A 17,999-nucleotide genomic window follows, 5' to 3' on the forward strand; every position below is an offset into this window, starting at 1 on the left:
AGATGACCTCCCGGAAATCCGAATATTTTTATTAATATTACCATTAATATCCGGATTTAATCAAGTTGATTTCGATCTCCCATCATACGGACAGCATACACTTGATCACAAAAACCGCGAAGTCCATTATAAACACGTTGCATTCTAGACTCATGTTGTACAAGTCCAAAAACAGTTGGTCCACTTCCACTCATTAATACAGCGTCCGCTCCGAACCGTTTCATTTGTTCTTTAATGTGAGCAACCTCTGGGTACAATTTCAGGGTAACATCTTCAAGAACATTGCCAACTAGGCTGCATATCCCAGGGTAATCCTTATTTTCGATAGCTTGTACCATACCAGAAACATCAGGATGTGTAATGTTTTCAAGCTTTAGGTTACGATAAACATCTGCTGTAGATACCCCTATTGATGGTTTTGCAAGTACCACCCAACAGTGTGGAGGTGCACTAATATGCTCAATTTGTTCACCCCGTCCTGTTGATATGGCTGTTCCTCCATAAACACAGAAAGCAACGTCTGAGCCAATCTCTGAACCAATGTCAGCAAGCTCGTCCACTGTTAGACCTATTCCCCATAATTTATTTAAGCCACGCAGTGTAGCAGCTGCATCACTACTTCCACCCGCCAACCCAGCTGCAACAGGAATGGTCTTTGTGATTGTAATTTCAACACCCTTTTTAATGCCATAGCGTCTTTTTAATAAACTAGCCGCTTGATAGGCTAAGTTTCGATTATCATCTGGTACAAATCGATTATGAGACAGAATTTTTATTGTATCGCTCTCAAGCTCAAATAATTCTATACGGTCTGCTAAATCAATGGTAGTCATAATCATCTTCACTTCATGAAAACCATCAGGGCGTTTATGTAAAACATCTAGGGACAAATTAATCTTTGCCGGTGCTTTTACTAATAACCTCAAATCTTTCACCTACTTTACCGTCTTCAAAATATATATCCACATTGTACCACAAATCAATGGTTTAAGTATGCCTTACATCATTACACTAAACCATTAATGAATGTATATATTCGCAACCGTCATGTTAGATAATTATATCTTTGGCAAATAGCAAGAAAAATAAAACAAAAGAGCCGAAGCTATTCGCTTCGGCTGCCGTAGTTTTGTTAGTTTTATTTATTTGAACTGTTGGAAAGTTGTTGCTGAGCAATCTCTATCGCACGCTTCACCATATTCCCAGCGTCTTTAGCACGGATTGCACTCCATCCATCATTTTGAACAGTGTCATAGAACCCTAAGTCCTTTGCTAACTCTTCTTTAAATTGATGAGACATAATGCCCTTACGACGTCTACCCAGGTTAAACAACTCCTCCTGATTTAAATTCCTACGACAGAATTAGTATTTGAAGAATTGCCGGGCATTTATGAACTCCTTATATATCCAACATAAACTTATTTACGTTATTTTAAAAAACAAAAAGCAGCAAACCACTGTCTACTGCCCACTTATCGCCATATTCCCAGATGTTTCTTCAAAGAATGTTAATTGTACAGTTTCCGTTAAAACGTCTGCATAACTATATGAAACACGCTCAAACGAATTTTCATCTTGATCTAATTCTACTACAAATACGGAAGGATACGTTTCTGAAAGTACTCCTGAACGCTCAATTGTCTTTCTTCGGCCACCATTTGCTTTTAGTGTTAACCTTTTACCAAGGTTTACATCTAAAGTTCTCTTGATATCCATTAAAGTTTTTGCCATATCACTCCACCTCACTATTCTCATTATAGCACCTAGTAACAATTAAGTCAAATACAAAACTAAAATTATAACAGTGGTTTTAAATGATTGTCAACGTATTTTTTCCTACAAAATTCTTACTTCATCTACAAATATTGTTTACATATTTTCTTAAGTTATGTATGTTAATTGATAATTTCTATACTTACGTTGAAATATGTCTAATTAGGTAAATTAATATACGGTCTTGACTTTATATCATAATAGGTCATAAATAGAAAAAGTCTACTATCAGTTTTTGACTGAGTAGTAGACTTCTCTTTTAATCATCGTTTAATCTATGGTATGGCATTCCTACTCTTAGTACGCCCCTTGTTTCGATCCCACCAAGCCCTTTGTCTCCTGTCAAGGTATTGCGTAACACATCCCATACATTGATTCTTTCAACAAAAGGAGTAAAGCTTATTTTAGCCACAATGTAAACGGGATCTAGTGCATGTATATTTACTCTTGATGGTGAACTTGCAAAATTTGCTCCAGCCCTTATAAGAGACTCAAAATGGGACTGACATGCTCCTGCAAAGATAACCAATTGATCTAAATGAGGAACTTTTCTTCGTGCCTGTCTAACTGTTTGTGCAAAATGCTTTGAATGTCGGTAGGCTTTTAACTCTGATTTTTTTCCTTTTGATTTAGAATACGCATCATGTCCTGTTATAACTAGAATATCTGGACGGAACTCCTCGATTAAGTCACCTACCCGTTCTGGCATTTCCTTTTCATTACAATGCACACCATAGACAGGTACACCAATTTTTTCATATAAAGCTAAGCATTTTTTTAAGTACAACGGATCACCATCTATGTGGAGAACTCTTCCGGGGATTTGAAAAAAATCCTGGTTATTACTATATCCTCCAGTTGCATTGTACTCATTCTTTTGTCTTATTAAATGGTAGTCCTGTCTAAATAGTCGATACGACTTTTCAAGAAGGTCCTTGTCTTTTTTCTGTCGTTCCAGTTGTTCGCTTTCATCAACCAATACTAAGTCTTCATAAGGAGAATCCGCGATAAGTCTTACTTCTTCTCCATATAAAACTGCTTGTTTACTGCCGTTATTTTCAACCTTTACGTCAATTACTCTAAATATCAAATCACAGTTATATGATTTACGGGCAACAATATCTCCCACTTTTATGTCCATATTCTTCACTCCAATAGAGTTCCTTGAGGCTTTAGATAAATATCCAATCGTTTTTAGTATCTATCCTTTCTTAGCCTATGCAGTTAATGCCTATTGGGTGAGTGATAAGTTTCTAATTTGAACCTAGTCCGTTCCTTTTCGCTGCAGGTACTTGCTTTCCGCTGGGAGGAAGTCGAGCCTCCTCGACGTTCCGTCTGCCGGGTCTCGACCTTTCCTCTACTTCTGAGCAGGAGCCAAGTACCTTCCGCTCCAATCCACTAATTAAATATATTATGAGTGCCTTCATAAACAAGTAAAGATAAAAAAGACCCATAAAGGCCTTTTTACATTAATTCATTCAATTTGTCACTAAGTCGGGCAAATTCTTCAATTGATAGGGTTTCGCCGCGTCTTTGTGGTTGGATATCTGCCTGGAGAAGGGCTTGTTCGATTTGTTCTTTTAACTCTTTGCCACGTGGAAGGTTGTTTGTTAGGTTATTTAAGATGGTTTTTCTTCGTTGTGCAAAGGAAGCTCTGACAACTTCAAAGAAAAACGTTTCATTTTGCACTTCAGCAGCTGGCTTTTCACGTTTTGTTAGGCGAATGATTGCCGAGTCCACATTAGGTTGTGGAACAAATACAGTTCTAGGTACCGTCATCACTGTTTCAGCTTTTGTATAATATTGAATAGCGATGGATAATGAACCATATTCCTTTGTCCCTGGATTGGCTGCAATTCGGTCAGCAACTTCCTTTTGAAGCATCACTACAATTCCTCGTAATGGGAGTTGATCTTCTAGTAACTTCATAATAATCGGAGTTGTAACGTAATAAGGTAGATTAGCAACAACCATTAAATCAGTAAAGCCTTCAAACTCTTCTTCAATCACATGATTTACGTCAGCCTTCAATATATCACTGTGAATGACCTTTACATGTGGATAAGGTTCTAGTGTCTCATTTAAGATTGGAAGCAATCTTTGGTCAATTTCAAATGCAACGACCTTTTTAGCTCGCTTTGCAAGCTGCTCAGTAAGCGCTCCGATACCTGGACCAATTTCAATCACTCCACTATTCTCTTTAAGTTCTGCATGGTCAACAATTCGATTTAATACATTTGTATCGATTAAAAAGTTTTGCCCCAAACTTTTTTTAAATGAAAATCCGTACTTCTCTAAAATAGCTCTCGTTCTAATTGGCGTTGCTATATCTTTTGTCACTGTTTTTCCCCCTGTAAAACATCCGTTAAAGCTGTAGCAAATACTTCTTTCGTAATTTGAAACATTTGCAGACGTTTATGTAATTGTTTCCCATTAGTATACCCAATTTTTAAGATAGAGCCTAATCTTTCTCTTCTTTCTTTTGCTTTAGGACCACCAATAAGGCCTGCATCCACTAAATCCTGTAGCTCAATTTCCCCAGAGAATTCTTCACTTTCTTGTTTCACTGCCTCTAGAGCCTGTTTAATTGCATCAATGGTTGCATGCTCTACACCGAGCCCTTTTCCTGATTTAGCAATTGCCTCTTGTTTAGCTAGAAAGGCATGCTTACACCCTGGGACAGCCTCAGATATAATTTTTCGAATTCGTTCACCAGGATAATCTGGATCAGTAAATATGATGACGCCCCGCTTCTCTTGGGCATGTCTAATACGTTCTATCGTTTCATTATTTATGGCCGAACCATTTGTCTCTAATGTATCTGCATCCACTGCCAATTTAATTTTGACAGTATCATCTCTACCTTCAACAACAATAATTTCTTTAATTTTCATTTTTTCCTCCAAATGATGAAACTTTCTGGATTGTTATTTCGTCTAATTAGTAAAATAAGCAAATAGTCTGATAACCCTTACCTTCAGGTTATCCCATTATACCGAAAAAAAACAGAGGATCTTATGTCCTCTGTGAGTTTAAATATTAATCTAGAATTTTAATCTTAACAGATTTTCTACCCCAACGGTAGGCTTCCGCTTTAGTTGCGAAGAACACATCGATTTTATTTCCTTTAATTGCAGACCCTGTGTCTCCAGCTATTGCATACCCATATCCTTCTACATATACTTTCGTGCCTAAAGGAATAACACTTGGGTCAACAGCAATTACTTTCATGTCAGGATTTGCTCGCAGGTTGATGCCCGTTGCAGTTGTTCCTGAACAACCATTACAGTATGCTGTATATGCAGTTGAAGAAACGTAGAATTCCTTAACTACTGAACCAGTTCCACGGGAAACTTGGCGTTGAACTTTTTTCGTTCCAACAGCAACTACTCGATCCTTACTTTCTTTCAACGTTTCCGTTTTAACTAACTCTCTTGAAACTTCTTTTCCATTTTCAAGAATAACTGCAAAATGTTTAGCAATTTTTCCTTCTGAACCAGCATTTACTACTTTTTGCTTACCCTTTTCAATACTACTATCATTTTTAGTAATAACTGCATAAGCAACTGGTTCTTCCACTACATCGGTGACCTTTTCTATGCGTACGACTTTTACGACACTGTTTTGTGTGATCGTAGATTCCAATGCAGGCTCTACACGATCTAGTTCATTAAGTGTGATTTGTTGATTCTCTAAAAAGTCAGCGACAGTAGTCGAAGTTGCCCAAACGTGCTGTTCTGTTCCACCGACATCCAATGTTAGCTGAAAGGCCTTTTCTAGCGTAACTGTAATATCTTTAGTAATTTCAGCATCGATACCTGGTTCTACTTTATCATGTTCATTAACTGTAATTTTTTGCGCTTCCAATAACTCTTTGACTGTATCTGCAGTAGTCCAAACAGTTGATTTTTGATCCCCTATAACAATCTTTACTGGTTTTGACGCCTCCCAGACAATCTCCATATTATCTGTGATCTCAGCATCTTGTGAATGCGATAAATGGTCTTCCGAACGCACATTGATTTCATAGTTTTCTAGAAGTTCAGCAACAGTATTTGCATGGGTCCTTATTACTTGTTCCTCACCATTTAGGGAAAGGTTAACTGTTTCTTTCGTACCTTCATAAACTGCATAGCCCGTTCCTGCAGTTCCAAAAGCTAGTAAACTACTAATTGAAATTATGAATCTTTTTTTGTTCATTGACTCGGAAAACAGCTTTTTCATGTTTTTAATCACGATGAAAAACGCCTCCTTCTCTCGGAGTGATTATATAAAGTATCTTTCATTCTGTCAACCCCATCCATAGGTTGCTTGGACTGCATGATTTATTATCCTAAATTTTCTGATAAAAGGGAAGGGAAACTTGTCGACAAAGAAATATATGAATGTAAAGAGACATGTAGAACTTTTTATTTTCACTCATTCATTGGACAAGTCCCTGTATAATTTGACAAAAGTTACTATCACTTTATGTCGAATAATTTACGTGCATTGTCGGACGTTTGTTGTGCTAACTCCTCAAAAGGGATGCCTTTCAGCTCTGCAATTTGCTCAGCCACCAATTTTACATAGCTAGGTTCGTTTCTTTTTCCTCGAAAAGGGTGTGGCGTTAAATATGGACAATCAGTTTCAACTAATAAACGGTCTAATGGTATTTTAACAGCAACTTCTTTTGGAACCTTTGCATTCTTGAAAGTCACTGGACCCCCAAATGAAATGTAAAAGTTCATATCCATACATTGCTTCGCTACCTCATAGCTGCCTGTAAAACAATGCATAATTCCACCAACCTCGTGAGCTCCTTCTTCCTTCAAAATTTCCACCACATCCGCCGTTGCGTCACGGTTATGTATGACAATCGGAAGCTTTACTTTTTTAGCTAGTGCAATCTGTTTTCTAAATACTTCTTTTTGAACATCCTTAGGTGATTTATCCCAATAATAATCTAAGCCCATCTCACCTAAAGCAACTACCTTTGGATGAGCTGCAAGTTCTTCTATCCACTTAAGATCCTCATCTGTCATATCAATCGCATCAACAGGATGCCATCCGATTGTTGCAAAGATGTTATCATATGTATTCGTAAGTTCCATCGCTTTTGTAATGGTAACCCTATCAAACCCAACAACCACAATGGTTGATACACCCTCATCCTTAGCACGCGCAATAACTTCTTCGAGGTCTGATTCAAATTGTGTGGCGTTAATATGTGCATGTGTATCAATTAACATTGGTATGCCGCCTCCTTTATAGTAGAAAGGGCAGATGCTCATCTGCCCTAAAATACGATGTCTTTTTATTTCACTTTTGCACCATTTGGGAGATTTTCAGCAATGGTAGCTACTGAAAGAGTTCCATCAAGTGATCCCGCTAAAATCATTCCTTGAGAGAGTTCTCCACGAAGCTTAACTGGCTTTAGATTTGTCACACAAATCACTTTTCTTCCAACTAATTCTTCTGGTTTATAATATTGTGCAATTCCTGACACAACTTGGCGTTTCTCATAGCCTAAGTCCAACTGAATCTTTAATAATTTATCTGCTTTTTTTACAGGTTCAGCATGTGTCACTTCTGCTACTCGTAAGTCAACCTTCATAAAATCATCAATCGTGATCTCATCAACCTCTGGTATCTCAACCTTTTCTTCTTGCTTCGGCTGTGGAGTTCCTTGCATCTGAACTTTAATGTACTCTACCTCATCTGCAGTTTCTAAACGAGGGAAGATTGGCTCACCCTTTACTACCTTTACTCCCTCTATTCTTAAACCAAATTCCTCTAAACTTTCCCATGATTTAAGCTTTTCTTCTATAATACCTAATTGAGTAAAGATTCTTTCAGGAGTCTTTGTTAAAAACGGTTTTAAAAGTACTGCAACAAAACGAAGGGATTCAGCTAAATGAGACATAACAGAACCTAAAGCATCTTTATTGGCTTCATCTTTTGCAAGTACCCATGGCTGAGTCTCATCAATGTATTTATTTGTTCTGCTTACTAGTTGCCATAATGAAGTTAATGCGACTGAAAACTCCATTTTTTCCATCGACTGCTCATACCTTGCAACTGTTTCTCTTGCAAAGTTTGATAAACTCTCATCATATTCGGTTTGTGACCCAGAGTATGCAGGGATTGTATCGTCAAAATACTTACTAATCATAGCAACTGTACGATTTAATAAGTTCCCTAAATCATTTGCTAAATCATAATTAATGCGTTCAATAAAACCTTCAGGTGTAAATACTCCATCAGAGCCAAATGGAACTTCTCTTAATAAGTAATAACGTAAAGCATCTAATCCGTAACGGTCAATTAGGGTTACCGGATCAACTACATTCCCTTTAGATTTTGACATTTTTCCGTCTTTCATTAATAACCAACCATGTGCAAAAACCTTTTTAGGTAAAGGTAAATCTAAAGCCATTAACATAATTGGCCAATAGATTGTATGGAAGCGAACGATTTCTTTTCCTACTAAGTGAACATCAGCAGGCCAATACTTTAAGTACTTTGAATCATTATCTGTACCATAGCCAAGTGCTGTTATATAATTCGACAGAGCATCGATCCATACATAAATAACATGCTTTGGATCTCCTGGAACTTTTACACCCCAGTCAAAAGTTGTCCTTGAAACGGCTAAGTCCTCTAAGCCAGGCTTGATAAAGTTATTAATCATTTCATTTTTTCTAGACTCTGGTTGGATAAACTCAGGGTTTTCCTCATAATAAGCAAGTAAACGATCTGCATACTTACTCATCTTAAAGAAATAGGATTCTTCTTTTACCTTTTCAACAGGTCTATTACAATCTGGGCAATTTCCTTGCTCTAACTGTCTTTCTGTGTAAAAGGATTCGCAAGGTGTACAATACCATCCTTCGTACTTATCCAAATAAATATCACCTTGCTCCACTAACTGAGCAAAAATCTTCTCAACAATTTCTTTATGTCGGTCTTCTGTTGTTCGAATGAAATCATCGTAAGATATATCTAGCTTATCCCAAAGCTCTTTAATACCTTGAACAATATCATCCACATATTTTTGAGGAGTTACCCCTTTTTCTTCTGCATTTCGCTGTATTTTTTGACCATGTTCGTCAGTTCCAGTTAAGTACATAACATCATAACCACGTAAACGCTTATATCGTGCCATTGCATCACCAGCAACAGTTGTATAAGCATGACCAATATGTAATTTCCCACTTGGGTAATAAATAGGTGTCGTTAGATAAAATGTTTTTTCCTCTGCCATTTAAGTTTCCTCCTATATATATACAGTAATAAAACTCCCGCCTAAGGGACGAGAGTAATTTCAACATAAAAAAATCCTTTACTCTACTAGATTCTTCATAAACTCATGATTACCTCTTATATCAACAAAATATACATATATTATAGAAGTAATGTCAACTAACTGTTATCAGTGAAACTAAATTGAGCATCCGGGAAAAATGGTAAATAAACCCTTTTGGCATTTTTTGTCGAATCAATATTGAATTTTGTCGAATCGCCTGTATAATATTTACTAGAAAAGATTTGAAAAAAAGTTATCAAATGTATAATAAAAGCATGCTTGTATTTTTTTACAAACATCTATAAACCAATATTTTTGTGAACATTCTTAGACATTTTCTTAAAGAATTGCAAAGTTTTGTAATTAAAATTATTGACGTTTATTGGAAACACTGTTATTATAAAAGTACATTTATTTTGTCGAATAATGACGAAAAAGATAGATTTTTGTAATAATTATTACGGGAGGAGAACATTAATATGAAATCTACTGGTATTGTACGTAAAGTTGATGAATTAGGACGCGTGGTTATTCCAATCGAACTGCGTCGCACATTAGGAATTGCTGAAAAGGATGCACTTGAAATTTACGTTGACGATGAGAGAATCATCTTAAAAAAATATAAACCAAACATGACTTGTCATGTAACTGGAGAAGTGTCTGATCATAATATCACTCTAGCTGGTGGCAAAATTGTACTAAGCCGCGAGGGTGCTGAACAAATCCTACAAGAAATTCAAAGCAATCTAGAAGTTGCAAAATAATAAATAATAATGGCTGTCTAGGTATCAGTTTCCTTTCAAAGGTTTTTGATACTTCTAGACAGCCATTTTTTATTCGACATGATACTGCTGATAAACTTCCCTTTTCGGTAATTCCCTATCTAATGCAACTTGTTTGATTGCCTCTTTTGAAGGTAATGATTTTTCGGCAATATAATGATTTACATGCTCAATAATGGTAAGCACGTCCCACCAATTTGTTTCTTTTTCAATTTCACTTTCTCTTGCACCTTCTAATAATAGGCAAAATTCCCCTCTCACATTTTCATCAGTTGCCCACTCAATTACTTCTTCTAACGTACCTCTAATAAATTCTTCAAACTTCTTAGTCAATTCTCTAGAAAGCGTGACCTTTCTGTTTCCTAAAACCTCTACCATCAACTGTAGAGTTTCTTTTAATCGGTGTGGCGACTCATAAAAAATCAATGTCTCCTTCCTATTTTTAAGGGTTTCGAGTTGTTTACGTTTATCCTTCTTTTGTCGATTTAAAAACCCAAAGTAGTAAAAGTGATCGGTTGGGAGCCCTGATGCAATTAAGGCTGTTAGGGCTGCATTAGCTCCTGGAAGAGGTACAACATGAAACTGTTCCTCTAACGCCTCAACAACTAATTCATAACCTGGGTCGGAAATGGTAGGCATTCCTGCATCACTTACTATGGCTACATCTTTCCCCTCTTTTAAAAGAGTGATGATTTTTTCTCCGCTATTTTGCTTGTTATGTTCATGGTAGCTTGTAACCGGGGTATCAATTTCGAAATGATTACATAACTTTTTGGTTTGCCGTGTATCTTCAGCAGCTATGATATGTACTTCCTTAAGGATACGAACCGCCCGAAAGGTCATATCCTCTAGGTTACCTATTGGAGTTGGGACTAGATAAAGAATCCCTCCATTATTTGTACTATGAAAGCTTTTTTGTTGCCACATTGTATGCATACTCCTTTATTAAAGAACCTACTGTTCCTTGGAATCTTCCCCATATAAAATAGTTTGTAGTTCTTTTGTATATTCATTTTCTTCATTATATACAATTAACGGCTGTAAAATTTTTAAGTCTGGTTTACCATCTTTAATTCCTTCTATTAAAAGGGTATTTGCTTCCTTACCTGCTTTTGGATAGACAAACTGCAGTCTTTTCGGTTCCAATCGATATTTTCTCATTAATGTAACAATATCAAGTAGCCGTCCAGGGCGATGCACAAACGCAACCTTCCCTCCTTGCTTCACTAATTGACTACTCACACGAATAACGTCTTCTAGTGTACAATGGATTTCATGCCTAGCAATAGCCAGATGTTCATTTTCATTTATTTCATCTTGCTTAGGCGTTGGAAAATAGGGTGGATTACAGGTTACGATATCATACTTACCATGACCTAATTCTTTTGGCATGTCCTTAATATCTCCATGAATCATCTTTATCTGGGTGCTCAGCTTGTTAAATTCAATACTTCTCTTTGCCATGCTATAAATTCTCTGTTGGATTTCAACCCCAGTAATATCTCCCTTTGTACGTTTACTTAATAACAATGGAATGACACCATTACCTGTACATAAATCAAGTAAATTTCCTTTTTGAATAGGAACATATACAAACTTAGCTAATAGTACTGTATCTAAGGAAAAAGCAAAAACGGAAGGACTCTGAATAATACGTAAATTCTCTCCTAATAAATGATCTAAACGTTCGTCATCGAATAATTCCAGCATGTATAGTAGAATCCTTTCAAGATATATTCATTATCGTGTTCACTATGTACATTTACTAAACCTAGTTTACCAAATTGTGATGAATTAGATGAAAAAAAATGGACCTTTCATAAGAGAAAAGTCCATTTACTTCTTATTTAAAAAGGATAGACAAAACAAGCAGTCACCGTCTCTTCGAACACTGCCATAGTGAACATTGCAAATGTGGAAGCCTTCTTGGTAAAGTCGCGCTAGGTTATCATAGCCTTCACCGATATCAGCTACTTTTGCTTCTGCACTATTTTTGACAGGTTTTTTTCCTTTTGTTTTATCTTGTTGTTGAACAGATGTTTGATCAAGGCGGCGACGCAGATGGTCATTTTCAATTAAAAGATTATTATTCTCTTCAAGCAATTCTGCTAAATGCTGTTTAAGATCTCCTAACTGACGGTATAAATGACCAATTTGCTCCTCCATGCTACTAACAGATTCAAAGATTTCTTTTTTTTCCACGTTATCCACCTCATTAATCTGTTGCTAAATCTAGACCGCTCCTTCTTTCGTTAATTCTTCCCATGAAAACTCTACAATACGCTCTCCATCTCCAAGGTCGATTTGTAGAATTCTTTCTAATATATTTAACCCTACGACTTTACCATTACCTATTGGAGTTTCAATTGTCTCCCCAATGTCCGGTAACTGCTCTTTCGCGGATTCGTATTCATCATTTTCATATTTCAAGCAGCACATTAGACGACCACACAACCCTGAGATCTTAGTAGGATTTAAAGATAGGTTTTGATCCTTAGCCATCTTAATTGATACTGGTTCAAAGTCACCTAGGAAGGTTGAACAACAAAGCATTCTACCACAAGGTCCAATACCGCCAAGCATCTTCGCTTCATCTCTAACTCCTATTTGTCGCAATTCGATTCTTGTACGGAAAATTGCAGCAAGATCCTTTACTAAGTCCCTAAAATCTACTCTTCCATCTGCAGTGAAATAAAAGATTACCTTATTGCGGTCAAATGTGAATTCTACATCAACCAGCTTCATATCTAGACCATGCTCAGATACTTTATCTACACAAGATTCATAAGCATCTTTTGCAGCCTGCTTATTTTCCTCAACAATCAACCGATCTTTTTCATCCGCAATACGAATAACCTTTTTAAGTGGTAAAACAATATCGTTTTCACCGACTTGTTTTTTATTTATAACAACCTTCCCAAATTCAATTCCTCGAACTGTCTCAACAATGACATATTCATCATCTGGAATCACCAGACCATTTGGGTCAAAGTAATATATTTTACCCGCTTTTTTAAAGCGTACACCAACTACATCATACAAGCTTTAACCCCTCCTGCAATTTAAATACCAATTGCTCCATCAATAAGTGTGGATTCATGTTGGTGTTTAACCGTTTTTTAGCCTCAAGTATGGCTTCTATTTGATCACAGACACGCTTTCCTGAGGTAATAAGTGCCTGCTGTTTTAATTCTTGAATAATATCACTATATATAACCTTATCCTCATCGCCAAGCTGGATAAATAATAAATCTTTATAAACTAGTAATAATAAATCTAACCCTAAGAAAAGCTCTTCTTTTTCTTTAAAATGAGTAAGCCATTTATCCTGAATAAAAAAGAGGGCATTCCCCGGTCTATTTATTAATACTTCATATAATTGTAACACTATTTTTCTAGACTGTGCAAACGAATCATCCTTGCATAAGTCGGTAGCATCTTCCAAGTTATTGGTAACATGAGCAACCAGATGAGCAACTGTAGCATTAAAGCCATTTTCCTGCAAACGACCTGCTATTACATGTGGTGATAAAGGCTTAAAAGGTAAGACTTGGCATCTTGATAATATCGTATTTAACATACGATGAACTTGCTCTGTTAGAAGAATGGCCACCGTTTGTTTACCTGGTTCCTCTAAAAATTTTAGTAAACTATTAGCAGCGTTTGTCGTCATTTTGTCTGCATGATCTATAATGTATAACTTTTTATTAGATTCAACGCCTGTCTTTGAAAATTCCTCTTGTAAGGCTTGAATTTGACCTTTTTTTATCGAAAGACCATCCGGCTCAACAATATGAATATCTGGGTGATTCCCTGAGGAAATTCTTCGACAATTAGAACAATCATTACATGGCTTGTAATCAGAACGATTTAGGCAAAATAGACTTTTGGCAAACAGGATGCTAACTTCTCTCTTTCCTGTCCCTCTACTTCCTTCGAACAAATAGGCATGGGAAACACGCCCTTTTTGTATGCTATTACCGATCATTTTTAAAACTGTAGGCTGATAATGCTCGAGCTGTTCCCACGATTTACTCAAAAAAATCACTCTTTCCTTACATATAAAGGTTTATAAGTAAGCCCTTAACTTCTCCTATTTTACCCAATATATCAATGGACTGTTTTTCATTAGCTAATATATCCTCTGTTAAAGCAATAAGTGTATGATCAATTTCTTCAACAAGTTTTAGAGACCTACTATGTCCCTGAGAACTCCAGCTATGTGATTGTTTCAGTTCCATTCCAAAATCAACAGCCTGCTCAACAAACTGTTTTACTAATCGTTTATAACTAGCTAAATCCTTGAAAGTTCGGGAACGGTCAAGTCGTTGTCCCGCAATATCTATGTTAGCCATTAGCTTATTCAGTTGCTCAATGTGCAGTTTGCTTTCTTGCTTTTGCACAAGCTCTCCAAATCTAACATTCCCAGTTAGAGAGGATTTTTGGTCTGTTCTTCCTTTATCTATGGATAGTCGTAAGTCTTGACTAATTTTCATCCCATAACTCCTCTAAACTTAGAATTGATGAAATTGCTCCACCGGAAGAACAAATACTGTTGCTCCCCCAACTTCTACTTCCACAGGATATGGGACATATGAATCTGCATTTCCACCCATCGGAGAAATTGGCGCAACTAATTGATCTCGATGCTTACAATTTTCTTTAATAATTTGTAATGCTCGTTCTACTCTAATTTCTTCCGTACCTATCATAAACGTTGTATTTCCTGATTTAAGAAATCCACCTGTACTTGATAGCTTTGTTGCACGGAAATTATTTTCTACTAATGCTTGAAGTAAACGATTACTGTCTTTATCCTGGATGACTGCAAGTATTAATTTCATGAGTTCAGCCTCCTTATATTTTAACATTTTTTTTAGAATACTTCATTCTACGATTATTGGTAACAAATTGTTCACCATGTTATTTCTTATTATAGCAAGAATTGTCCAATCTGAAAGAAAAACCTCAAAATCCACTGATTTCTGAGGTTATTTTGCTAACATTGATTCAATTAACTCTGTTACTTCTGAAAAGACCTCGTTCAAAGGTCGTTCTGCATCAACCACCTGGATACGCTTCTTAAATCGATCTGCCAAAAGCATATATCCTTCATAAACCTTATGGTGAAAATCAATTGCCTCTAAATCTAACCGATTTACTTCTCTATCTTCATTTTTGTAGATACGTTCCATTCCCTTTTCAGGACTTATCTTAAATAATAACGTTAGAGTAGGCATAACCCCAGCAATTGCAAACTCATTTATAGATAATACCTCTTCAATTCCAAGGCCTCTTGCATGTCCTTGATATGCTAATGAACTATCAATAAATCGATCACATAATACAACCTTACCCTGTTTTAATGCTGGGATAACCTTTTCAACTAAATGCTGTCTTCTAGCAGCTGCATATAAAAGTGCTTCTGTTCTGCCATCCATCATCGTATTTTTTTTATCCAAAATAACAGAACGTATTTGTTCTGATATCGCAATTCCACCTGGTTCCCTCGTTGAAAGAACGTCAAATCCTTTCCCACGAAGCTCTTTCTCAAGTAAACCTAAAATTGTTGTTTTCCCAGCTCCTTCTGGGCCTTCAAAGGTGATAAAATAACCAGTCACAATCCATTCTCCTTTTACTTAACTCCTAATCACATTGTTGTTATTTCTTATCAAATACAATTAATGAGTCTTCTTTTATGGCAACCGAACCTTGAAACCTTGCTCCGCTGTTTTTATATTTCAACAGCAGCCCGATATGTTCTTTAGATATCTCTTCCCCGACCATAAGCAACGGTATTCCTGGTGGATATGGCGTAACCATTTCTGCAGAGATATATCCACACGCCTTATCAATTGGAATTTTAATCTGACGATATTTATTTTGTTCCTCATACCCTATCGCTAGTTCTGTGAAAGGTTCAAAATAAAGATAAGTATTATTTATAGTTAATTGCTCTTCAACTTTGTTTTGAAGAGCTTCTTTTATTCTGGCAATAGTATCTTCACTTTCTAACTTTGTTGTTAAAGGTAAAACAAAAAGTACATTATAAGGATCCGCCAATTCTGTGAAGATTCCCTTTTGTTCAAAGATTTTTTGTAGTTCATATCCAGACCATGAACAATTAGACTGAATAGTAACTTTTAATAAATCCTGACTGAGTAAGGGGTTAGATGATTCAACAACTCTTATTCCTTTAATTTGATTCAGTTCTTTCTTAAATGCTGTAACTTGCTCTCTTATTCTATCTATATCTTGTTTATCAAATGAAGCTAAATAACTCCTTGCTATATCAAGAGAAGCCATAATTGGATAAGACGGACTACTTGATTGTAACATCTGTAAATAAAGTTTTAGCTTTTTTATATCTACTAAATCACTATTAAAATGAAGGTAGGAGCCCATCGTCATTGCCGGTAGCGTTTTATGAGCGGAGTGCACTACAATATCTGCTCCATAATCAATGGCAGAGGTCGGAAACCCTTCATGAATAAAATGAGCACCATGAGCCTCATCGACGAGAACACTTGTCCCATTTTTATGCGCAAGCTTAACAATGGCTGACAAATTACTACTCATACCATAATAATTTGGGTTAGTTAAGATAATGGCTTTTATATTTGGATAACGATTAAATGCTTTCCTTATTGTTTCTTCTGAAACACCAGAAACTACCTTCATCTCCATATCATATTCAGGCGTTAAAAAAACAGGTGTTATCCCAGCTAACTGAATTCCATTCATAATGGACTTATGTGAATTTCGTTGAACGAGAACAGTATCTCCTGCGTTACATGCCGCTAAAATCATCGAAAGATTACCCACCGTTGAACCATTGACGAGAAAAAAGGTATTTCTAACCCCATATAACCCTGCAGTTAGCTGCTGTGCCTCCATTATAGGTCCCTCTGGGTCATGTAAGTCATCTAAGCCTGAAAGCTCGGTCACATCAATCTTAAGCAGATTCTCATAGACGCTTCTAGCATCCTTTGGAAAGACTCTCCCTGATTTATGTCCAGGTACATGATAAGAGATTGAATTCATATGAAGGTGCTTAACCAATGCTGTATACAGCGGTGTTTGTCTTTGATCCATTTTTCACGTTCCTTTAACTCGAGACATGCACTGACTTTACCTATTATAACAGGAAAAAAGGAAAAAAGAATAAGAGTCGAGGATAAACGTTACGGTTGGTGGATTATATTTTAGATGGATTTGAAAAAGAGAAACCATTCGAAAGCAAAAAAAGAAGGCCCTCTCTTGGGCCTTGAAATCTAGGAATATATCTCCGGTGTTGTAACCTTTTTTAACTTTGATAAATAGTAAAGGTACTTCGGATCATTTGTTTCTGTTTGAATCATATCTCTTTCACAATCAGTACAAATAAACTTTGTGTACAGGTGTATGCCTCTATCTCTATTCTGTTCACATATAATGCACGTTTCCCCAATGTTCTGTTTTGCAATGAGTGAACTCATCTGCCTCCACCTCCATACACTAATTCTGTCCAATTCTTCAAAGTTGTATACACAATTTTTAATTTATTAAAAGGTTCCGACTATCTTTTTTTATTACTCTATGACACTTTTGAATTATTGTGTCTGTCTTATAAGAGGAAAATTGGGCTTAGATATATAGATTTGTAGATGAGTGGTGTTGGTGTTTTATATTAGAGATTATTAGTTGAAAATCGACAACCTGTTTAAATGAATATAAGATTTGGACTCGTATTGCTGGGTTCAAGGACTACCTGTCTAAATAAGCCTTGGATTCCGACTTGTTTGCCTATGTGCTTGCTCAACCTGTCTGAATAACCTCTGGATTCGACCTTGTTTTGTAACAGGCTCGATCAACCTGTCTGAATAACCTTTGGATTCGGACTCGTTTTGCAATAGGATCACTCGACCTGTCGGAATAATCCCTGGATTCGGACTCGTTTGCTAAATTCTCGATCAGCCTGTCTGAATAAGTGTAGAGATTACAACCGCACTACCTATCGGTCATCAAACATTACTTATCGGTTAACTTAACAAAAAACCCCTCAGTAAGTCCTTTTCAAGAAAAACACAAAAAAAGAACCAGCACAGGGCTGGTTCTCTCGCTTTGCTTGGCAACGTCCTACTCTCACAGGGGGAAACCCCCAACTACCATCGGC

At 36.5% G+C, this 17,999-nt stretch carries 20 protein-coding genes; 1 reads left to right on the forward strand and 19 read right to left on the reverse strand.

Translation table 11 applies throughout. The features are described from left to right. Positions 1 to 56: 56 nt before the first annotated feature. From ispE to metG, 9 genes are all read right to left on the reverse strand, one after another. Positions 57 to 926 carry a 4-(cytidine 5'-diphospho)-2-C-methyl-D-erythritol kinase gene (ispE, locus tag J2Z26_RS20650; protein WP_193534160.1) on the reverse strand — a complete coding sequence of 290 codons (870 nt, stop codon included), beginning with the start codon at positions 924 to 926 and terminating at the stop codon, positions 57 to 59. A 212-nt stretch (positions 927 to 1,138) separates the two neighbouring features. After that, positions 1,139 to 1,300, reverse strand: a complete 162-nt coding sequence (locus tag J2Z26_RS20655) for a small, acid-soluble spore protein, alpha/beta type (protein WP_193534159.1) — start codon at positions 1,298 to 1,300, stop codon at positions 1,139 to 1,141. Positions 1,301 to 1,462: 162 nt separating this feature from the next. Further along, entirely contained in the window at positions 1,463 to 1,732 is a 270-nt protein-coding gene (gene veg / locus J2Z26_RS20660; protein WP_193470917.1) for a biofilm formation stimulator Veg, read from the reverse strand. A 301-nt stretch (positions 1,733 to 2,033) separates the two neighbouring features. Next, positions 2,034 to 2,915 carry a sporulation peptidase YabG gene (gene yabG / locus J2Z26_RS20665; RefSeq protein ID WP_193534158.1) on the reverse strand — a complete coding sequence of 294 codons (882 nt, stop codon included), beginning with the start codon at positions 2,913 to 2,915 and terminating at the stop codon, positions 2,034 to 2,036. 323 nt (positions 2,916 to 3,238) lie between these two features. Further along, entirely contained in the window at positions 3,239 to 4,114 is an 876-nt protein-coding gene (gene rsmA / locus J2Z26_RS20670) for a 16S rRNA (adenine(1518)-N(6)/adenine(1519)-N(6))-dimethyltransferase RsmA (RefSeq protein ID WP_193534157.1), read from the reverse strand. After that, a complete protein-coding gene (rnmV, locus tag J2Z26_RS20675; protein WP_193534156.1) occupies positions 4,111 to 4,680 on the reverse strand; it encodes a ribonuclease M5 in 570 nt (189 codons plus the stop codon). The genes rsmA and rnmV overlap by 4 nt, the downstream gene beginning before the upstream one ends. Positions 4,681 to 4,813: 133 nt before the next feature. Further along, the gene (locus J2Z26_RS20680; protein WP_319637999.1) at positions 4,814 to 6,010 is read right to left on the reverse strand and encodes a ubiquitin-like domain-containing protein; all 1,197 of its coding nucleotides are present in this window, start codon (positions 6,008 to 6,010) and stop codon (positions 4,814 to 4,816) included. 227 nt (positions 6,011 to 6,237) lie between these two features. Then, on the reverse strand, positions 6,238 to 7,005 hold the full coding sequence (locus J2Z26_RS20685; protein WP_193534155.1) for a TatD family hydrolase: 768 nt from the start codon (positions 7,003 to 7,005) through the stop codon (positions 6,238 to 6,240). 65 nt (positions 7,006 to 7,070) lie between these two features. Then, positions 7,071 to 9,020 carry a methionine--tRNA ligase gene (metG, locus tag J2Z26_RS20690; protein ID WP_193534154.1) on the reverse strand — a complete coding sequence of 650 codons (1,950 nt, stop codon included), beginning with the start codon at positions 9,018 to 9,020 and terminating at the stop codon, positions 7,071 to 7,073. A gap of 515 nt (positions 9,021 to 9,535) precedes the next feature. On the opposite strand from metG, the gene J2Z26_RS20695 reads away from it, so the two are divergent. Beyond that, positions 9,536 to 9,826 carry an AbrB/MazE/SpoVT family DNA-binding domain-containing protein gene (locus tag J2Z26_RS20695; protein ID WP_193534192.1) on the forward strand — a complete coding sequence of 97 codons (291 nt, stop codon included), beginning with the start codon at positions 9,536 to 9,538 and terminating at the stop codon, positions 9,824 to 9,826. A 69-nt stretch (positions 9,827 to 9,895) separates the two neighbouring features. Here the strand turns inward: J2Z26_RS20695 and rsmI are convergent, their stop codons facing one another. The 10 genes from rsmI to J2Z26_RS20745 all read right to left on the reverse strand — a co-directional run bounded on the left by rsmI (position 9,896) and on the right by J2Z26_RS20745 (position 17,322). Next, a complete protein-coding gene (gene rsmI / locus J2Z26_RS20700; RefSeq protein WP_193534153.1) occupies positions 9,896 to 10,771 on the reverse strand; it encodes a 16S rRNA (cytidine(1402)-2'-O)-methyltransferase in 876 nt (291 codons plus the stop codon). Between the two features lie 27 nt (positions 10,772 to 10,798). Further along, positions 10,799 to 11,554, reverse strand: a complete 756-nt coding sequence (locus J2Z26_RS20705; RefSeq protein ID WP_193534152.1) for a tRNA1(Val) (adenine(37)-N6)-methyltransferase — start codon at positions 11,552 to 11,554, stop codon at positions 10,799 to 10,801. Between the two features lie 126 nt (positions 11,555 to 11,680). Continuing rightward, the gene (yabA, locus tag J2Z26_RS20710) at positions 11,681 to 12,046 is read right to left on the reverse strand and encodes a DNA replication initiation control protein YabA (RefSeq protein WP_193534151.1); all 366 of its coding nucleotides are present in this window, start codon (positions 12,044 to 12,046) and stop codon (positions 11,681 to 11,683) included. A 30-nt stretch (positions 12,047 to 12,076) separates the two neighbouring features. Next, positions 12,077 to 12,886, reverse strand: coding sequence for a PSP1 domain-containing protein (locus J2Z26_RS20715; RefSeq protein WP_193534150.1), 810 nt, complete (start codon positions 12,884 to 12,886; stop codon positions 12,077 to 12,079). Continuing rightward, positions 12,879 to 13,883 (reverse strand): DNA polymerase III subunit delta', encoded by a 1,005-nt coding sequence (gene holB, locus J2Z26_RS20720; RefSeq protein ID WP_193534149.1) that lies wholly within the window; start codon positions 13,881 to 13,883, stop codon positions 12,879 to 12,881. The genes J2Z26_RS20715 and holB overlap by 8 nt, the downstream gene beginning before the upstream one ends. A 16-nt stretch (positions 13,884 to 13,899) precedes the next feature. Continuing rightward, on the reverse strand, positions 13,900 to 14,340 hold the full coding sequence (locus tag J2Z26_RS20725; RefSeq protein WP_193534148.1) for a YaaR family protein: 441 nt from the start codon (positions 14,338 to 14,340) through the stop codon (positions 13,900 to 13,902). Between the two features lie 18 nt (positions 14,341 to 14,358). Next, positions 14,359 to 14,688, reverse strand: coding sequence for a cyclic-di-AMP receptor (locus J2Z26_RS20730; RefSeq protein WP_193534147.1), 330 nt, complete (start codon positions 14,686 to 14,688; stop codon positions 14,359 to 14,361). A 147-nt stretch (positions 14,689 to 14,835) separates the two neighbouring features. After that, positions 14,836 to 15,465, reverse strand: a complete 630-nt coding sequence (tmk, locus tag J2Z26_RS20735) for a dTMP kinase (RefSeq protein ID WP_193534146.1) — start codon at positions 15,463 to 15,465, stop codon at positions 14,836 to 14,838. A gap of 40 nt (positions 15,466 to 15,505) precedes the next feature. Continuing rightward, a complete protein-coding gene (locus tag J2Z26_RS20740; protein ID WP_193534145.1) occupies positions 15,506 to 16,939 on the reverse strand; it encodes an aminotransferase class I/II-fold pyridoxal phosphate-dependent enzyme in 1,434 nt (477 codons plus the stop codon). Between the two features lie 179 nt (positions 16,940 to 17,118). After that, positions 17,119 to 17,322 (reverse strand): sigma factor G inhibitor Gin, encoded by a 204-nt coding sequence (locus tag J2Z26_RS20745; protein WP_193470901.1) that lies wholly within the window; start codon positions 17,320 to 17,322, stop codon positions 17,119 to 17,121. Positions 17,323 to 17,999: the final 677 nt, after the last annotated feature.

This window comes from Cytobacillus luteolus (genome assembly GCF_017873715.1).
Taxonomy (GTDB): Bacteria; Bacillota; Bacilli; order Bacillales; family Bacillaceae_L; genus Bacillus_BV; species Bacillus_BV luteola.

What these genes read in the sequence shown, in the direction of transcription:
- J2Z26_RS20655 (WP_193534159.1), bottom strand. Translation starts at nt 1,300, where the DNA reads ATGTCTCATCAATTTAAAGAAGAGTTAGCAAAGGACTTAGGGTTCTAT.
- veg (WP_193470917.1), bottom strand. Translation starts at nt 1,732, where the DNA reads ATGGCAAAAACTTTAATGGATATCAAGAGAACTTTAGATGTAAACCTT.
- yabG (WP_193534158.1), bottom strand. Translation starts at nt 2,915, where the DNA reads ATGGACATAAAAGTGGGAGATATTGTTGCCCGTAAATCATATAACTGT.
- J2Z26_RS20685 (WP_193534155.1), bottom strand. Translation starts at nt 7,005, where the DNA reads ATGTTAATTGATACACATGCACATATTAACGCCACACAATTTGAATCA.
- metG (WP_193534154.1), bottom strand. Translation starts at nt 9,020, where the DNA reads ATGGCAGAGGAAAAAACATTTTATCTAACGACACCTATTTATTACCCA.
- rsmI (WP_193534153.1), bottom strand. Translation starts at nt 10,771, where the DNA reads ATGTGGCAACAAAAAAGCTTTCATAGTACAAATAATGGAGGGATTCTT.
- J2Z26_RS20705 (WP_193534152.1), bottom strand. Translation starts at nt 11,554, where the DNA reads ATGCTGGAATTATTCGATGACGAACGTTTAGATCATTTATTAGGAGAG.
- J2Z26_RS20725 (WP_193534148.1), bottom strand. Translation starts at nt 14,340, where the DNA reads ATGAAAATTAGTCAAGACTTACGACTATCCATAGATAAAGGAAGAACA.
- J2Z26_RS20730 (WP_193534147.1), bottom strand. Translation starts at nt 14,688, where the DNA reads ATGAAATTAATACTTGCAGTCATCCAGGATAAAGACAGTAATCGTTTA.
- J2Z26_RS20740 (WP_193534145.1), bottom strand. Translation starts at nt 16,939, where the DNA reads ATGGATCAAAGACAAACACCGCTGTATACAGCATTGGTTAAGCACCTT.
- J2Z26_RS20745 (WP_193470901.1), bottom strand. Translation starts at nt 17,322, where the DNA reads ATGAGTTCACTCATTGCAAAACAGAACATTGGGGAAACGTGCATTATA.